The organism is Paenibacillus sp. ALJ109b (assembly GCF_010747435.1).
Classification (GTDB): Bacteria; Bacillota; Bacilli; order Paenibacillales; family Paenibacillaceae; genus Paenibacillus; species Paenibacillus taichungensis.
Map to the genome: position 1 here is coordinate 1 of NZ_JAAIFP010000042.1, position 16,614 is coordinate 16,614.

The 16,614-nt window shown below is 46.6% G+C and carries 16 protein-coding genes; all 16 read right to left on the bottom strand.

Features of this window, described 5'->3' with window-relative positions:
- Window positions 1–2,294, bottom strand: a 2,294-nt coding sequence (locus tag G3352_RS31370; RefSeq protein ID WP_240343294.1) for a collagen-like repeat preface domain-containing protein, incomplete at its 3' end; no start/stop codon positions are given.
- Between the two features lie 195 nt (window positions 2,295–2,489).
- A complete protein-coding gene (locus G3352_RS30155) occupies window positions 2,490–3,887 on the bottom strand; it encodes an ATP-binding protein (RefSeq protein WP_345940829.1) in 1,398 nt (465 codons plus the stop codon).
- Between the two features lie 55 nt (window positions 3,888–3,942).
- Window positions 3,943–4,659: a response regulator transcription factor gene (locus G3352_RS30160; RefSeq protein WP_017687664.1), complete on the bottom strand. Its 717-nt coding sequence runs from the start codon at window positions 4,657–4,659 to the stop codon at window positions 3,943–3,945.
- 144 nt (window positions 4,660–4,803) lie between these two features.
- Entirely contained in the window at window positions 4,804–6,066 is a 1,263-nt protein-coding gene (gene ccsA, locus G3352_RS30165) for a cytochrome c biogenesis protein CcsA (RefSeq protein WP_076291923.1), read from the bottom strand.
- Window positions 6,063–7,736, bottom strand: a complete 1,674-nt coding sequence (resB, locus tag G3352_RS30170; protein ID WP_163761652.1) for a cytochrome c biogenesis ResB family protein — start codon at window positions 7,734–7,736, stop codon at window positions 6,063–6,065. Before resB ends, ccsA begins: the two co-directional genes overlap by 4 nt.
- Window positions 7,737–7,750: 14 nt before the next feature.
- A complete protein-coding gene (locus G3352_RS30175; RefSeq protein WP_163761653.1) occupies window positions 7,751–8,278 on the bottom strand; it encodes a redoxin domain-containing protein in 528 nt (175 codons plus the stop codon).
- A gap of 253 nt (window positions 8,279–8,531) precedes the next feature.
- Window positions 8,532–9,281, bottom strand: coding sequence for a pseudouridine synthase (locus tag G3352_RS30180; protein ID WP_063568319.1), 750 nt, complete (start codon window positions 9,279–9,281; stop codon window positions 8,532–8,534).
- 221 nt (window positions 9,282–9,502) lie between these two features.
- On the bottom strand, window positions 9,503–10,321 hold the full coding sequence (locus G3352_RS30185) for a S1 family peptidase (RefSeq protein WP_163761654.1): 819 nt from the start codon (window positions 10,319–10,321) through the stop codon (window positions 9,503–9,505).
- A gap of 64 nt (window positions 10,322–10,385) precedes the next feature.
- Window positions 10,386–10,919 (bottom strand): spore maturation protein, encoded by a 534-nt coding sequence (locus tag G3352_RS30190; protein ID WP_062324415.1) that lies wholly within the window; start codon window positions 10,917–10,919, stop codon window positions 10,386–10,388.
- Between the two features lie 6 nt (window positions 10,920–10,925).
- Window positions 10,926–11,552: a nucleoside recognition domain-containing protein gene (locus G3352_RS30195; RefSeq protein ID WP_063568316.1), complete on the bottom strand. Its 627-nt coding sequence runs from the start codon at window positions 11,550–11,552 to the stop codon at window positions 10,926–10,928.
- Window positions 11,553–11,570: 18 nt separating this feature from the next.
- Complete coding sequence (locus G3352_RS30200; RefSeq protein ID WP_163761655.1) at window positions 11,571–12,758, bottom strand: D-alanyl-D-alanine carboxypeptidase family protein; 1,188 nt, start codon at window positions 12,756–12,758, stop codon at window positions 11,571–11,573.
- A 134-nt stretch (window positions 12,759–12,892) separates the two neighbouring features.
- On the bottom strand, window positions 12,893–13,387 hold the full coding sequence (ytfJ, locus tag G3352_RS30205) for a GerW family sporulation protein (protein WP_163761656.1): 495 nt from the start codon (window positions 13,385–13,387) through the stop codon (window positions 12,893–12,895).
- A 293-nt stretch (window positions 13,388–13,680) separates the two neighbouring features.
- Entirely contained in the window at window positions 13,681–14,412 is a 732-nt protein-coding gene (locus tag G3352_RS31650) for a DUF2953 domain-containing protein (RefSeq protein WP_163761657.1), read from the bottom strand.
- Between the two features lie 188 nt (window positions 14,413–14,600).
- Window positions 14,601–15,257 (bottom strand): SMC-Scp complex subunit ScpB, encoded by a 657-nt coding sequence (gene scpB, locus G3352_RS30215; RefSeq protein ID WP_163761658.1) that lies wholly within the window; start codon window positions 15,255–15,257, stop codon window positions 14,601–14,603.
- Window positions 15,226–16,026 carry a segregation and condensation protein A gene (locus G3352_RS30220; RefSeq protein WP_024630942.1) on the bottom strand — a complete coding sequence of 267 codons (801 nt, stop codon included), beginning with the start codon at window positions 16,024–16,026 and terminating at the stop codon, window positions 15,226–15,228. Before G3352_RS30220 ends, scpB begins: the two co-directional genes overlap by 32 nt.
- 102 nt (window positions 16,027–16,128) lie before the next feature.
- Window positions 16,129–16,596, bottom strand: coding sequence for a 6,7-dimethyl-8-ribityllumazine synthase (gene ribH / locus G3352_RS30225; RefSeq protein WP_063565743.1), 468 nt, complete (start codon window positions 16,594–16,596; stop codon window positions 16,129–16,131).
- Window positions 16,597–16,614: the final 18 nt, after the last annotated feature.

Below are 16,614 nucleotides of genomic sequence, written 5' to 3' on the forward strand. Positions count from 1 at the left end.
GGGACGACGCCGGTCAGGCCTGGACCGGTGGCGCCCGTTACACCGACGCCGGTTGCACCTGTCACACCCGTGGCTCCCTCACCAGCCAATAATGTGTAATCCGGGGACGTTCCCGGCGTGCCTGTTGGCGATGCCACATTTGTAATATACGTGCTGCCGTTAAATGTTACGACCTGACCCGCCGGATACGTTGGTGCTACTGCTGGATCGAATGGGACAACGCCGGTCAGGCCTGCACCCGTGGCTCCCGTTGCACCCGTATCTCCGGTTCCGCCCGTTACACCGACGCCAGTTGCACCTGTCGCACCGGTGGCTCCTGCACCAGCCAATAATGTGTAATCCGGGGATGTTCCCGGCGTGCCTGTTGGCGATGCTACATTCGCAATATACGTGCTGCCGTTAAACGTCACCACTTGACCCGCTGGATACGTTGGTGCAACTGCTGGGTCGAATGGGACAACGCCGGTCAGGCCTGCACCCGTGGCTCCCGTTGCACCCATATCTCCGGTTTCGCCAGTTACACCGACACCTGTTGCCCCTGTCGCACCGGTGGCTCCTACACCAGCCAACAACGTGTAATCCGGGGATGTTCCCGGCGTTCCCGTTGGTGATGCCACATTTGTAATATACGTGCTGCCGTTAAACGTCACCACTTGTCCTGCCGGATATGTTGGCGCTACCGCCGGATTAAACGGTACAATCCCACTCAAACCTACTCCAGTCGCTCCCGTTACACCCGTAGGCCCTGTTGGTCCTGCGCCTGCAATCAACGTATAATCCAATGATGTTCCCGGCGTCCCCGTTGGCGATGCTACATTTGTAATATACGTACTGCCATCGAAAGTTACAACTTGACCCGCAGGATACGTTGGTGCTACTGCTGGATCAAACGGAACTGCTCCATTCAAGCCCACGCCTGTTGCCCCGGTTGCACCGGTGGCTCCTACGCCAGCAAGCAATGTGTAGTCTGGTGATGTACCTGGGGTTCCAGTTGGTGAAGCTACATTAGTAATATAGGTACTACCGTCAAATGTCACTATTTGACCCGCTGGATAGGTTGGTGCTACCGCCGGATCAAACGGTAATATTCCACTTAAACCTATGCCGGTGGCTCCCGTTGCCCCTGTAGGTCCTGCACCTGCCAAGAGTGTATAGTCCGGTGAAGTACCGGGAGTTCCTGTTGGCGATGCCACATTTGTTATATACGTACTGCCGTTAAATGTTACGACCTGACCCGCCGGATACGTTGGTGCAACTGTGGGATCAAACGGAACAGAACCATCGAGTCCCACACCAGTTGCCCCAGTTTCTCCGGTGGCTCCAGTAGCTCCGGCCGCTGCTAGCAAAGTATAATCCGGTGAACTTCCCGGTGTACCCGTTGGCAATGCCACATTTGTTATATACGTACTGCCGTTAAATGTTACGACCTGACCCGCCGGATACGTTGGTGCAACTGTGGGATCAAACGGAACAGAACCATCGAGTCCCACACCTGTTGCCCCTGTTGTTCCGCCTGACACAAACAATGTGTAGTCTGGTGAACTTCCCGGTAAACCCGTGGGTACATTCACATTAACAACATAAAGACTGCCATTATACGAAACCACTTGACCTTGTACATAGCCAGGTGCCTGAACGGGATCAAAAACGGATATATCATACAGTCCAACTCCTGGCAACCCCTGCGGACCTGGTACGCCTTGAGGACCTACAGGACCTACAGGACCTACGGGTCCAGCTGCTCCACCTGGCCCGACTGAACCTGGCACCCCGGGTACACCCGGAACCCCTGGAACTCCCGGGGGACCTGGAGGACCAGGGGCTCCTGATGTACCAAATGAACTTGTAGCACGACTCAATGATACGGATATGGATCTAATTAACCCGACCAGTTTGTCTTTTTCTGTAGGAGGAACTTCTAAAAGCAACGTCACACTTAATAAATCATCGAGCAAATTTTGCAAGTTGCCTGCTAGATTAATAATAGCTACAGGCACAACTTCAGAACCTGCAATGGTTAGTTCCAGAACGGATTGCAACTCCGCTTTCACTCCAGCTCGGAAACCAGAGGTATTAACAAAGTTGAGCAAACTCCGCAAACTATTTTGCAACGCGACAATATTAGACGCTGTAGGCTGACTGACAGCCGCAGGAATAGTCACTGCCAGTGCTTTCAAAATGGATTCAAACTGCTCCACTTCACTCGATGTTATTGGAATGAACGGTGATCCCGCTCGAAACGATCTTCCTTCTAAAAAAGCTTTAATATTCACCCTTTTTCTTTCATCAGACATGCCTAATCCACTCCTCCTTTAACATCTTCGCTTTTCAAGCTTATGTTATATTAGAGGCAAACTTATCTTGGACACATATTTTGATGCAAAAAAAGTGAACATACTGTTCCACGTTGAACAAGATTAAACGGTACTGTTCAACAAAAAAGCACCCTCAGCATGAGGGTGCTTTCGCACTTTTTGTATGAAATCGGGCTATTTCGATGAATCCACCGGAAATTGTAAAATAAACTCAGTACCTTCGCCAAGTACGCTATTAACGATAATGGTACCGTGATGCGCATCTACAATGTTTTTTACAATTGCGAGCCCCAGTCCTGTACCGACACTTTCACCCCGAACACGAGCCTTATCTGCTTTGTAGAATCGTTCAAAGATGAATGGCAGATCGGAAGACGGAATGCCTACACCTTCATCTTTTACAGTCACTTTAGCTACAGGTGTCCGGATATCGGTTAACAGCTCTGCCGATATGACAACATTTTTGCCTGAGGGAGTATGCCGAAACGCATTATCCAGCAAATTGGTAAATACCTGTTCAAGCCGATCCTCATCGGCCTGATGAAGTTCAATGGAAGACTGCTTACACTCAAACCGAAGATGGATATCCTGTTCTTTGGAACGTACCGAGAACTTTCTGTATACACGCTCCAATAGTTCAATCAGATCCACTTCCTTCACGGCCATATCTGTATGACCCGCTTCCATTCGCGCAAGATCAAGCAGATCTTTAACCAATCTGCCCATACGCAAAGACTCATCATGAATCACTTGAATTAATTCTTCACTTTCTTCTGGGGAAGCCGCCATCCCATCCAAAAGAGCTTCACTATACCCTTGCATCATGGATAGCGGAGTACGTATTTCGTGAGATACGTTGGCGACAAAATCACGACGCATCTTCTCCAGTCGTACTTCCTCCGTCACGTCACGAAGCACAGCTACTGCGCCTCGAACTACACTATCCGCGTACAAAGGTGCCATCTGAACAGACCAGACTCCCTGCTGCACATGCACGTTAGAGTTCTGATCGCCGCCCTGCTCCATCACCTTTTTGAACAAAGGAACGAGTGGTTCCGGTACCTCTCGTGAAGAACTCACAGCATTCTCCGAATCCTGTCTCTCGCCCATCTGTGCCCAGTCCAAATCACACCAAGCCTGCATGATTTTCTCACCAGGTGGGTTTGTCAAAATAACCTTCCCCTCACCATCGAATGTCACTACGGCATCGGTCATGCTTCGGAGCACGCTCGCCAGATGTTCTTTCTCATGGTTAAGGTTGCGAATGTTATCTTCCAGCTGTGCAGCCATATGGTTAAATGTATTACCCAATTCTCCAATCTCATCGCTCGTTACAAGGGAGAGACGCGTACCGTAGTTTCCTTTTCGAATCGCATTGGCTGCCTGAATTAACTGCTGCATCGGCTGCGTAATTTTCGTAAAAAGAAACAGCGCAAAAAAGGTTGTCAAACTGAAACCGATAATACAAACATATGTGAACAAACGTTTGATATCTCTCGACTCAGATTCCGCAAAATTCGTATCAATATACGGCAGCAAAAAAAGACCCAATGCTATGAGTACACAGCCCACAAGGCAAATAATCGTAATCCATAACTTCCCGACCAGCGATCTCCAGAAACTAAAACTACTTCGGTACTTCCAGTTTATAACCCACACCCCACACCGTCGTAATCATCGCCGCTGACTCTGGCGAAACCTTGTTTAACTTCTCTCGAAGACGCTTCACATGCGTATCCACAGTACGAAGATCACCAAAGAATTCATAATTCCATACATCCTTCAGCAGCTCTTCTCTGGAGAAAACTTTATCTGGAGATGTCGCGAGATAATGCAAAAGTTCATATTCTTTTGGTGTTAGACTGATCTCTTCCCCACCTGCAGTTACGCGGTGAGCATCATGTTCGATGACCAAATGAGGAAATACGATATTGTTGCTTGAATTACTTTCCTTAGACAGATAAGCTGTCGCAGAAGAACGACGCAAAATCGCCTTCACCCGGTAAATCACTTCACGTGGACTGAACGGTTTAACGACATAGTCATCTGCTCCAACTTCAAAGCCCTGAACGCGGTTAATTTCTTCGCCTTTTGCAGTAAGCATCAAAACCGGGGTTGATTTCACCTGACGCAAACGGGTACATACTTCAACGCCGTCCATGCCCGGCAACATCACATCAAGCAAAATCAGACCATAGTCACCTGCAGTTGCTTTTCGCAGCGCAGTTTCCCCATCCTCTGCTTCATCGATTTCATAACCTTCTTTTTCGAGATACATTTTCAAAAGCCGTCGGATTCTTTCCTCGTCATCCACGACTAGTATACGGTTCTCATGTTCAGCCATTCCACTCCAGCCCCTTTGCAATAACTCCTCATCACTTCTATTATGTTCGATCTGGCGAACAATATTTGAATGCCCCATTGAACGTAGGGGCTTACGTATGTTGTTTCATGGATTTCTCTCGGGAACTTCACGAAACTACCTATCCTAGTCTGCCCCTGCGTATGAATGCAACCCGGCGATGATCAAATTCACACCAACGAGCGTAAACATAACGACCAAAAATCCAAGTACTGCAAGCCAGGCAGACTTGCGGCCCTGCCAGCCTCTGGACAAACGCAAATGCAGGTACACACTATAATATAACCATGTTATCAGTGCCCACACCTCTTTGGGGTCCCATCCCCAGAAGCGGCTCCAGGCAATCTGAGCCCAGATCATGGCAAAAATTAATGCTCCCAGCGTAAATATCGGGAATCCGATAGCAATTGCGCGGTAACTAATCTCATCGAGATCGTCAGCATCAATGCCATCCAGCATCGGTTGCAAAGCTTGTCCAAGCGGTCTTCTTACAATTAAACGAATAAGTCCATATAAGATCAGCCCTACAATCAAAGACCAGACTACCGTATTCAGTTTACGTCCAGCATTAACTCCGTTCATCCAGGAAGGTGTCTCAAGCAAAGGTTCCTTCATGCCAAGAAACGGTTTTATGCTCTCCACTTCGCTATTGTAAGGTGCAAAAATAGGAGGCATGCGATAAATCACTTTCTCTATTGTACTATTTTCCTGTACCTCTGTGTCAATGCTCGTGGTTTTCTGAACAAAAACCGCCTCATATCCGGATGCACGGAAAGCAAATACCGACCCGATAAACCCCACCACAACGACGATAGTGATTAATGTAAACTCAACCCATCCGCGCTGGCGTCTGGATGACTTATCTTTGCCACTGAAATCGACTGTGCGTAACAAATACATGAATCCTGCCGCAAAGCCTACGGCGAAGAATGCCTCGCCAAGCGCAGCCAACGTCACGTGGATCTTAAGCCATATCGATTGCAAAGCAGGGATCAGCGGCTGTACTTCCTGAGGAAATACGGCTGCATATGCCATAATAATGATGGTTAGTGGCAATGCAAATAGTCCTAGCAACGATTTTCGATAAATTGCGTAAACTACAATAAATGCGACCATAATCATCATGGATAGAAAACTCATAAATTCATACATATTACTTACTGGTATATGGCCTGCTCCAGCCCATCGTGTACCAAAGAAGATAAGATGTGCAGCTAATGCAACCGTTGATGCAATAAAGGCTCGCTTTCCCCAGCGTTCTACATGAGCTTGCGGGTCACGATTACTCCATTTCTTGCCCATGACGGCAACGCCATATAACATAAATGCAGCACAATATAGAAAAAAAGATACGATAAATGCGTCGCTGCTGAAATCCAATAAACTCATGTTTGGTTCCCCCCGTTATCCAACGACTTCTCATCCACTTCCACATTCATATGTTTTAACACAGCTGCAACCTCACGCCTAAATCCAAACCAGTTTTTGTTCGTATGGCCGCCTAGGGTGAGTTGTCCATCATCAATCCGAATCCAAATACGTCGGTGGTGCCAGTAAAAGCCCATAACCAGACCCAACATAACGATGCCTGCTCCAACCCATACAAAAGGCATGGCCTTATCAATACGGATATTGAGGTAACTCACGGACTGAATGATGTCCACCTTATCCATGCTATCGACCTCTAGCTGCAAAGGAATTTCTCCTCCATTCAGCTGTTTGTTAATTGCGTCCTGTTGAAAACGCTGTTTATCTATCTGCTTCGCAAAATACAAGTACTGCATGCCCTCTTCAGGTAAATTGGGCCCCTTGATGTTAAATAGAAATGCAGGCGCATTAGGCGAAGGGGACTTTGATTTTGGCTCTCCATTTTCATCCAGCCCAAAATCCATATATTTTTCTTTCACATTCAGACTATAAGGTCCAACTTCAAACGTTCGATGCGTATCCACCATAGCAATTTGGATTGCTCCATACTTCTCACCCGTCTGGGCATTGACCAGATCAGGCGTTACCGAACGAATTGTTGGTGTCAGATCATAATCAAACTGATATGCTTTCAAACCGTGGTAATTCAGTGGATGGTTCACTCGAACATCATGTCGGTCCACCTCGCTCAATTGAGGTTTTTTCGAAGGATCCGAGCAATCTGCCGTACATTCGTACAACACCACTTTGGTTTCAAACAGTTTTGGAACGGTTTTGTTCAGATTACGGAACTGTTCTGGAACCTCATCTTCACTGTAAAACTCAACATTAAACTGTTCATTCTTCAAATACATGGAGGTATTCGGTATTTTCTTGATCTCACCTTCGGGAAAAGCAACATGCTCATCCAGATTCAGCCCGGGAAGTCCACGAGCCAGTACTGCCAGTAGAAAGATAATCAAGCCGATATGGATAACATAAGGTCCCCAGCGACTGAATCGCTGTTTCTCAGCCAGCAATGCAGTACCCTCGGTATGCACACGATAACCTTTCTTTTTAAGCGGCGTAACCGCTTTCTTAATCCAGTCTTCTGATGCCTCTTCTATGGAGCCTTGGTACACCAGTCGCTGACGTGTAAGAAACTGCATGTGTTTGCGTATTTTCTGTTTATTCAGCGCTTTGTATAATGGAAGTACCCGGTCTAGACTGCATATGACCAATGAAGCACCGATCAGCACCAGTAGCAAAATAAACCACCAGGATTCGTATGTATGGGACAGACCCAGCAGATAATAGATATGACCCAACTGACCGTATGTGTCCTTGTAATATACGGATGGATCAATATTCAGAAATGTACTTTCTTGTGGATAGATCGTGCCAAGCATGGAACCTACAAGTGTAAACACAATCATGTAAACAGCAATTTTGACCGATGAGAAAAAGTTCCATATGCGGTCAATAATTTTGGGATTCGTACGCTGCGAACGACGCGCCATGCCATCATAACGCATTTCCAATACTTCATCCGATTTGACCTCGGCCTCCAGCAGCGGCTTGCCGCATGCTTCACACAGCACAGTGCCCACCGGATTCTGGTGTCCGCACTCACATTTCGTATTTTGGAACACGACTAGACCTCCTGTCAGGGCTGTTTCGCCAGTTGTGAAATTTGAGCGTCAAGTGTGTCCAAATCAAGTTGACCGATATGAATGGTGGAGATTTTACCCGTGTCGGAGACAAAAAATGTCGTTGGCATCGGAGATATACCGAAATCCCGGATCGAGTTTTTGTCACGGTCGAGCATAATCGGAAACGTAACGCCCACCTGTCGCACAAAATTTTCCACGGTCATCTGGTCTTCCCCAACATTGATACCAACAAATTGCACACCCTGGTCCTTCCATTTGTCCGCTTGCGCTTGTAGCGCAGGCATCTCTTTAACACAAGGCTCACACCAAGTTCCCCAGAAGTTGATCACCATGGCTTTGCCTTTGTATTCCTCAGACGTATGAACTTGTCCATCCAGGCCCAGCAGTTCAAAAGAAGGAGCCTTGTCCCCTTCTTTTGGCTTGCCATTCGAGCCGGATACCGATGTAGTAATCGCATATCCGCCCAACACCAGGATCAATAACAAAATGACGATTTGCACCGTTCTTCTTGATTTCCCCATGTGCTGCTCCCCTTTTAATTCAGCATTTTGCATAATTTGATTCTAAACGCTCCCGGGTACAAGACTTAGACGAATAACACCATTTCGATCTAAGTCTTGCTGATTGAAAGTCGCTCCGGGGATTTATGCAAAAAGCTTGAGTGACTAGCATTCGCATATAACGGTCTTGGATAACTGTGAACATCCTATGAACAATTATAGCGAATTTCGTCACAAAACTGCGGCGCTTTTATGAAAATTATGTGTCCTCACATTACCTTTTTTTCATTTTTTTGGCGGGTTCTGATTTTGCGAGCGTAATCAGGTTGTTGACTTCTTCTTTGGTTAGATTACGTGTGAGTCCCCGTTTCAGGTTTTGAAGCAAAATACCACCAAACGAAATCCGTTTCAGACGTGTTACCGGATGGTTAATCGCTTCAAACATACGTCTAACCTGACGGTTACGCCCTTCGTAAATTGTAATAGAGATAACAGATTCATTTGCTGCGGTATCCACATCTTTGTACTCAATCTCTGCCGGAGCTGTCATACCGTCGTCCAGCATAATGCCTGTCTTTAATTTCTCCAGAGCCGAACCATGTGGAACACCTTTAACGGTTGCATGATACGTTTTGGGTACGTGATGCTTCGGATGCGTCAACAAATGCGCAAACTCGCCATCATTGGTCAGGATGAGCAATCCTTCTGTGTCATAATCCAGACGACCCACTGGGTATACCCGTTCCTTGACACCTTTAAGATAGTCGGATACAATTTTCCGACCTTCAGGGTCTGAAGCACTTGTGATAACACCCTTCGGTTTGTTCAACATCATGTACACTTTCTTTTCACTGCGGATCGGTTTACCATTAACCGTAATCATATCCTCTTCGGGGTTCGCTTTCGTACCCAGTTCGGTTACGACCTCCCCGTTAACTTCTACTTTGCCGGACAGGATCAGTTCCTCGCTCTTGCGGCGGGATGCAATGCCTGCCTGTGCGATAATTTTTTGTAATCTTTCCATGTTTGTCATGTCACCTCACACTAATGATACCCATCAAGGCCGGAAATCACAAGGATAATCCATCGATTTTGTAAATGCAGGGGTTGTAAACACCTTTAGAGCTGCATTTAGCTAAGTATTTAGACCAAAAAAGCTCACCCTCTCACTACCTGTATGCGACAGGAGCGTTAAGGTGAGCCGTTCACTTTCAATCGTATGTAACCACTGCAATAAGCATAAGGTTAATTGGCTACTTTACCTGCAACAACGACCTGTTTTTTCGCAGGGGTTGCACTTTCTTTAATGAAGGATTGCAACGTTTTGGAAGTAATATAATAAGTACGTCCTCCGTATACAAAGGTCATCATGCCAATAACCCGATTGTTCTGGTCCAGAACAGGGCCACCTGAATTGCCTTGTGCCACTGATTTTACGATACTTCCAATGCCCTTCTTGCCTGGAACGTCCGAATCTTGTGAATTAAATACTCGGCTCTTGGCAATTGTATTATAAGTTGAAGGGAAATCTTCGTCCAACAGCACAAGTTCCCCGGCAGAATTTTTAGGAAATCCGATGGTATAGACAATTTGATTATCTTTGGCATTTGCAAACGTCACCGGTTGTGCATCGATTTCTTTGTCCAGCTTCAGCAATGCCATATCTGTCACCGGATCTGTTTTAACGATTTTGGCTTTAACCGGCTTGTCCAGATGACCTGGGCTTGCTACAGTAAGTGTGCCTTCATCCCCATCAGACAGTTCAGCATAATCCTGAACGACATGATAGTTGGTTAGCACCTCATCTTTGGAGATCAGTATAGATGTACCTACATCATAATATACTGAATCGGGTTCATCCTGCTTGACCAGACGTACGTTCACAACTGGAAAAGAATCCGCTGTAACGGCCAACTGAGCACGTAGTTGTTTATCGAAGTAACCCGTAAAATGAATCGTATTAACGGCTTGAGCCGCAGCCAACCCCGTCTGTCCTGCAAGCAACGCAATGGCAAGCATGCCTGACATTCCAAAGCGGAGCATTCGTTTCCAACTCTTTTGCATGGTTCTCACTCTCCTCCGCTATCATTCTAGCATAATTCGTATATCGGAAGGAGAGGGCATATTTTTAACCAAATACAATCAAACAAATGACCAAGGCGGCAATGAAACCAACTACATCGGAAAACAACCCTACTTTGAGCGCATAGCGACCATTACGTATGCCTACGGCTCCAAAATAAACAGTCAATACATATAGGGTTGTATCCGTACTTCCTTGAATCGTGGAAGCCATGCGGCCAATCATCGAGTCGGGGCCATAGGTTTTAATCAGGTCAGTCGTAAAGGCAAGCGAGCCTGTCCCGGTTAATGGACGCAAAATACCGAGTGGCAATACTTCTCCCGGAACCCCCATCCAGGACACAAGTGGTGCGAATAGGCTGATCACATAATCCAATGCACCGGAAGCACGGAATACACTGATCGCTACCATCATACCTACCAGATGGGGAATAATGCTAATTGCCGTAGAGAAGCCATCTTTGGCCCCATCAACAAAGGATTCGTAGACCGGGACCTTTTTGGTAAACGCATATAATGGAACAAACGCGATGATAACCGGAATGGCCCAGACGGAAATCCAGTTGATGAAGGTTAACAACTTTGCTCATCCTTTCATACCGGGATTGTCACTTTTATGTACACGCGGCGGCCTGTGAAGTGCCCTGTTTCGATACCAGCGATCGGCTACGATGGCTGCAAATGTCGCAATAATGGTTGCCATTAGCGTGGTGCCAACAATTTCCGTGGCATTCGCAGAATGATAATTAAGCCGAATGGCTATCAGGGTTGTTGGAATAATGGTGATACTCGCTGTATTCAGAGCCAGCAGCGTGCACATGGCAGGGGAAGCCGTTTGTTTATCCGGATTCAGCTCTTGCAGTTGCTGCATGGCTTTGATCCCCATTGGGGTTGCCGCATTGCCTAGGCCGAGCAGATTGGCACTCATGTTGGATAAAATGTAGCCCATGGCTGGATGATTCCGTGGAACATCCGGGAACAAGAAGCCAACAACCGGACCCAGTAGCTTTGCGATTCGTCCCAAGAGCCCTGCATCCTCAGCCATTTTCATCATCCCCATCCAGAACACGAGCACACTGATCAGCCCAAAACATACCGTTACTCCGGTTGCTGCTCCATCAAAAGCCGCTTGGGTAACAACTTCAATTTTCCCCTGTGCTGCTGCAAAAGCAAATCCAGTTACAATCATGAGAAGCCAGATTAGATTGATCAAAAGATAACCCTCCCCTCATTATGGAGATAACAAATGGCTTAATACTGCACGCCATGCGGAAGCCCAGGTAGAAATTTCACCGATACCCCCCAGAGTTGCATCCTCTGTCTTCGCCTCTGGCGGAATATAACTTCCTTTGCGATACACAGGAATTGAACCCACAAGTTTCCCATCAAGCTGCATATCAATTCGGCCGGCCAGTCCAAAAGTAGGATCAGTCGTTTTTGCATCTCCCTCTGTACTCTCTTGGACACGCTTATCGAGTAAAATCAGCTTTTTCGTCAATGAGGATGTCTCACTCTTCGCCAGAGGATAGGTGAACCCGCGGCCTGTGACCACATCCGTGTTTTGTACAGGCTGTTCTTTTTTTGCAATTTCCACCAAAGGGAAGTTTTCAAAACCGAAATCCAGCATACGTGCATGGTCATTCCAGTCGTCGCCATCGTTCAGGGTTACCGCAGCAAGCTGTTGTCCATTGCGAGTAGCAGAGCTGACCAGACAACGGAACGCTTTTTTGGTATATCCGGTCTTTACGCCATCGGCTCCCTCGTACAATCGCAGCATTTTATTTTTGTTTTGCCAGGAGTACTCCCAGCTCTCATTCGGATTTGGGGCCGATTTGTTCTCCGTAGCTACAATTCGTTTGAATACCGGATTCTTGAGCGCATACGCGGTTAGGCGTGCCAGATCATTGGCGGTAGAGTAGTGACCGTCTGCGTCAAGTCCATGGGGATTCATAAAATGGGAGTGGGTCAGACCAATTTGCTCTGCCTTTTTGTTCATTAATAACACGAAGCCTTCTTCAGATCCACCGACATGTTCAGCAATCGCCGAGGCCGCATCGTTACCTGATCGAAGCATGAGCCCATACAGCATGTTTTCCAGCGTCATTTCTTCACCCAGCTTGAGATAAATGGATGACCCTTCTTTGGCAAAAGACGAAGAAGTTACCTTTACTTTGTCATCCAGTTTACCGTGTTCAATCGCAACAATTGCTGTCATGATTTTGGTCAAGCTGGCAATTCTGAGTTCCTTATCCCCGTCCTTGCTGTACAATATTCGGCCCGACGTCACATCAATGAGAGCAGCGCTTTGCGCATGATTTGAGGGGCCAGGTATGGTTCCCTGGGCTTCAGCAAGTCCAAAAGAGGGAAACAAAAACAAGGGTACAAGCATGCATGCCATAAATTTCATTAATTTTCGCATCGATTCATTCCTCCGGGTCACTTGGAATCTTGTACTAGCTTATGACAGGACAACCCGAAGTATGTCCCAGTGTTAGCAAACAGCAAAAATCCCTCTCGCACATGCTGCGGAAGGGATCTTAACCGAATCATTATTTAGCTGTACGTAGAAGGATCAGGTGTGACAGGAATGCCGGACTCTGCCGGTTGGGCTGTATTACGATTGCGGAACATGTCCTGAATTCTATCCATCACATACGGTGTGGAATCGATCAATTTCTCGAACAGATGCGTTGAGTTATCAAGCGGAACGATGTGAACGCCTTGTTTTCCAACCACCAGGAACGCGATAGGACGAATGGATACGCCGCCCCCGCTTCCGCCTCCAAATGGCGAGGCAACCGATGCGGAGCTGGAATGTTCAGTAGTACTGTTTCCGCTGCTACCACCGCTTCCACCTTTGCCGCTTCCATCACTTACATGAAAATCACTGCCACCCGCAGCGAATCCGAATCCTACTTTACTGATCGGCAAAATCACAGTACCATCAGGTGTTTCGACCGCATCACCCACGATTGTATTGACATCCACCATGGCCTTGATATTTTCCATTGCGGTTTCCATTAAGCCTTGAATTGGATGATCTGACATTTAAATTCCCTCCAGTTTCAATTTAAGCTAGGTTTGATCTAACCATATCATCCCCAAACTTGAAGGGACTTATGTAAGCCAGCCATTTAACTAAACCTCAATACTTCAAGCCGCTGACTCGGCAAAATATAACCCGGCAGTTGCAAGCAAACTGTGGAAAATTTTTCGAATACTCTGTTTCTTCTTAACTAACGAAATGATCTAGCCAAGGAGCAGCCAAGGTGCATAGTTCCGTTCCACCCGCAGTTATCTTCATGAAATCTATATAACACGGGGACAATAAATACATATACTTATATTTGTGATTTACTGTGTTGTTTCTTCAGCTTCAGCTTGCGTTTGCGTCGTTGCTCTTGTAAGAGTTTGAACCACATCCGCCATCCTCCCTCTACTTGAAGCACTCGGGTTAACAACGTAAGTCCTGCGATCATGACTGCTGTAATCCGGATCTTTAGTTTCCAATCCAGTTCGGTTTGGAACTCCATCTCGTCTTCCCACACCGGTACAACTTGTAACTTTGGCGTTTGTTCAAAACGGATTTGATAAGAGAGGTATCCAATGATGATCGACTTGATACTCCACACCCAACCTATGAGAACAGCCGTATATGCTGCATCGCCGACGCCAATACGAGTAGACCAGGACAGATGAGTCATATGTACACGAGTGAGCGTTTGCTTGATCCAGAGCTTTAATGCTTCCGTTGCCCTGAGCATGATTTTTACGTCCTTAGCCCATTTTTTGACTTTACGTTTGTTAACACGCTCACTGCTCTGGGCTTCCCCCCTCGAATGATTCATTCGCTGCTCCGTTTTCACCAAAAAACCTTCCTTCATATTACGAAAGACAATACTAGGAATTTCATAGTTAATACGCACAATGCCATATAGCAGACGAACCGTAATCTTGGCATAATCATCGTGATTGTGTTTCTTGAATGTAAAATGCACATGAACATACGAGATGAGGACTGCGACAAGAAGCAGTGCGATCAACAAGCCGATTCCTCCAAGCCAAATCCACACAGGCCTTACCTCCAAGCCCTCAATTCTTTTCTCGTCTAGTATGACACTCTATATAGGAAAAAATTCACGTCTGACCTGAAAATTCCATTTAATCTTTGAACGCTCCCTTGCAATCCATTCCACATACCACGCCAAAAAAACCGGCACCCCGAAAGGGTACCGGTTTTGAATCGATCCAGACTGCAAAGTTATGAGTTCGAAGGATCATCTTCGTTATTAATATCGTTTGAATTTGCATCATCTTCGAGATTTGTACTATCCAGGTCCACATGCTGCACGTCCAATTTTTCAAAGAGCAGCTGTGTTTCTTCTTCCAGGTTTTCGGAATCTTCAAACAACCCCGGCTCCGGCAGATCTTTGAGCGAAGCCAAACCAAAGTAATCTAAGAAAGACTTGGTAGTGCCATAAAGGATTGGGCGTCCAATTGCCTCAGCCCGTCCCACTTCCTGAATGAGATCCTTGTTCACTAGGGTATGGATAGCACGTTCGGATTTTACGCCACGGATCTCTTCAATCTCCACCCGTGTGATAGGCTGACGATACGCCACAATAGCGAGCGTCTCCAAAGCCGCCTGGGATAAAGATGTACGTGCAGGTGAATAAGCCAATTTCTCAAAATAAGCCGCATGTTCCGGCAAGGTACCCAGTTGGACTACCCCTGCAATTTTAAGAATTTGTACGCCTCGTCCCTGCTTGGCAAATTCAGCGATCATTTCCTCAATCGCATCCGATACCAGTTCGGCTCGCTGATCCACGATCTCGGCGATTTGTTTGATACTCAGACCTTCTTCTCCGGACAAAAACAGCAGGCCTTCAATAATCGATTTCAATTTCGGAAAATCCATGATTCTTTGTTTCCCCTCTCCACTCCATAACGATATCCTCAAACATCCGCTCCTGATAACAGACAATCTGCTTCATCTTCATCAGCTCCAGCACCGCCAGAAAAGTTACGACAATCTCATGCCTATAAATTTGATTATCCAGCAACTTGGAGAATAACAGTCTGCCCCCAGGTCCCATACTTTCCAACGCGCCGATGACATCACGAATACGATCCTTAACCGAGATTTCATCCCGCTGGATCCGAGTCACGGTTGTCCGCTTCTCCGCCTTACGTAGCGCCTTCTGGAAGGCTGCAATCAGATCCGAGGTATGCAAACCCTCGACCGGATTCGATTGTGCTTCTACAGGCATATATGGCCGCAAATCCTCGGGCTCTTTGGAGAAAATAAGGCTGCGTTCCCACTCCCGTTCGTGCAAATGACGCGCAATTCCCTTGTATTTGCGATATTCAATCAGACGCGCAATCAGTTCTGCACGTGGATCATAATCTTCATCTTCCATATATGCATAATCCTCAAAGTCCTCGATTACCGGTGGTTTGGGCAGTAATAGTTTGCTCTTGATTGACAGAAGTGTTGCCGCCATTACCAGAAATTCACTCGTAATATCCAGCTCCAGCTCCTGCATCGAATGCAGATACGCCATATATTGATCGGTAATATCGCTGATGGGAATATCCTGGATATGAATCTCTGCCTTATCGATCAGATGAAGCAGCAGATCCAAAGGCCCTTCAAAAGTCTCCAGTTTGTATGTAACTACCGTCACTAGACGAATCCTCCCGCCAGAAAAATAAAAACCCCTGCTAAGCCGCCGAATCCGGTCTCCCGTTTTCGTCTGCGCAGAGCAGGGCACTATATTAAATAAGCACTATTTTAGCTGTTTCGTCAAGTTCGCCATTTCAATTGCTGCAGTAGCTGAATCCCAGCCTTTGTTTCCTGCCTTTGTTCCAGCGCGCTCAATGGCTTGTTCAATATTCTCTGTTGTAACCAGGCCGAAGATTGTAGGTACGCCTGTTTTCAGGTTAATTGCGGCTACACCCTTAGCCATCTCATTGCACACATAATCATAATGTGTTGTTGAGCCACGGATAACCGTCCCCAACGTAATGACAGCATCATATTTGCCACTTTCAGCCATTTTTTGGGCAATCAACGGGATTTCAAAGGCTCCTGGAACCCAAGCTACATCCACTTCATCATCTTGTACACCGTGACGTTTGAACGCATCCAGTGCTCCGCTGAGCAATTTGCTTGTAATGAACTCGTTAAAACGTCCTACGACTACTCCATATTTTAATCCTTCTGATACCAAATGTCCTTCAAAAAAGTGTGGCATTCAAGTCATCTCCCTAAT

Bases quoted from the DNA above. Each gene is read 5' to 3' on its own strand.
- G3352_RS30160 (WP_017687664.1), bottom strand. From the start codon at position 4,659: ATGGCTGAACATGAGAACCGTATACTAGTCGTGGATGACGAGGAAAGA.
- ccsA (WP_076291923.1), bottom strand. From the start codon at position 6,066: ATGAGTTTATTGGATTTCAGCAGCGACGCATTTATCGTATCTTTTTTT.
- G3352_RS30175 (WP_163761653.1), bottom strand. From the start codon at position 8,278: ATGGGGAAATCAAGAAGAACGGTGCAAATCGTCATTTTGTTATTGATC.
- G3352_RS30180 (WP_063568319.1), bottom strand. From the start codon at position 9,281: ATGGAAAGATTACAAAAAATTATCGCACAGGCAGGCATTGCATCCCGC.
- G3352_RS30185 (WP_163761654.1), bottom strand. From the start codon at position 10,321: ATGCAAAAGAGTTGGAAACGAATGCTCCGCTTTGGAATGTCAGGCATG.
- G3352_RS30200 (WP_163761655.1), bottom strand. From the start codon at position 12,758: ATGCGAAAATTAATGAAATTTATGGCATGCATGCTTGTACCCTTGTTT.
- ytfJ (WP_163761656.1), bottom strand. From the start codon at position 13,387: ATGTCAGATCATCCAATTCAAGGCTTAATGGAAACCGCAATGGAAAAT.
- scpB (WP_163761658.1), bottom strand. From the start codon at position 15,257: ATGGATTTTCCGAAATTGAAATCGATTATTGAAGGCCTGCTGTTTTTG.
- ribH (WP_063565743.1), bottom strand. From the start codon at position 16,596: ATGCCACACTTTTTTGAAGGACATTTGGTATCAGAAGGATTAAAATAT.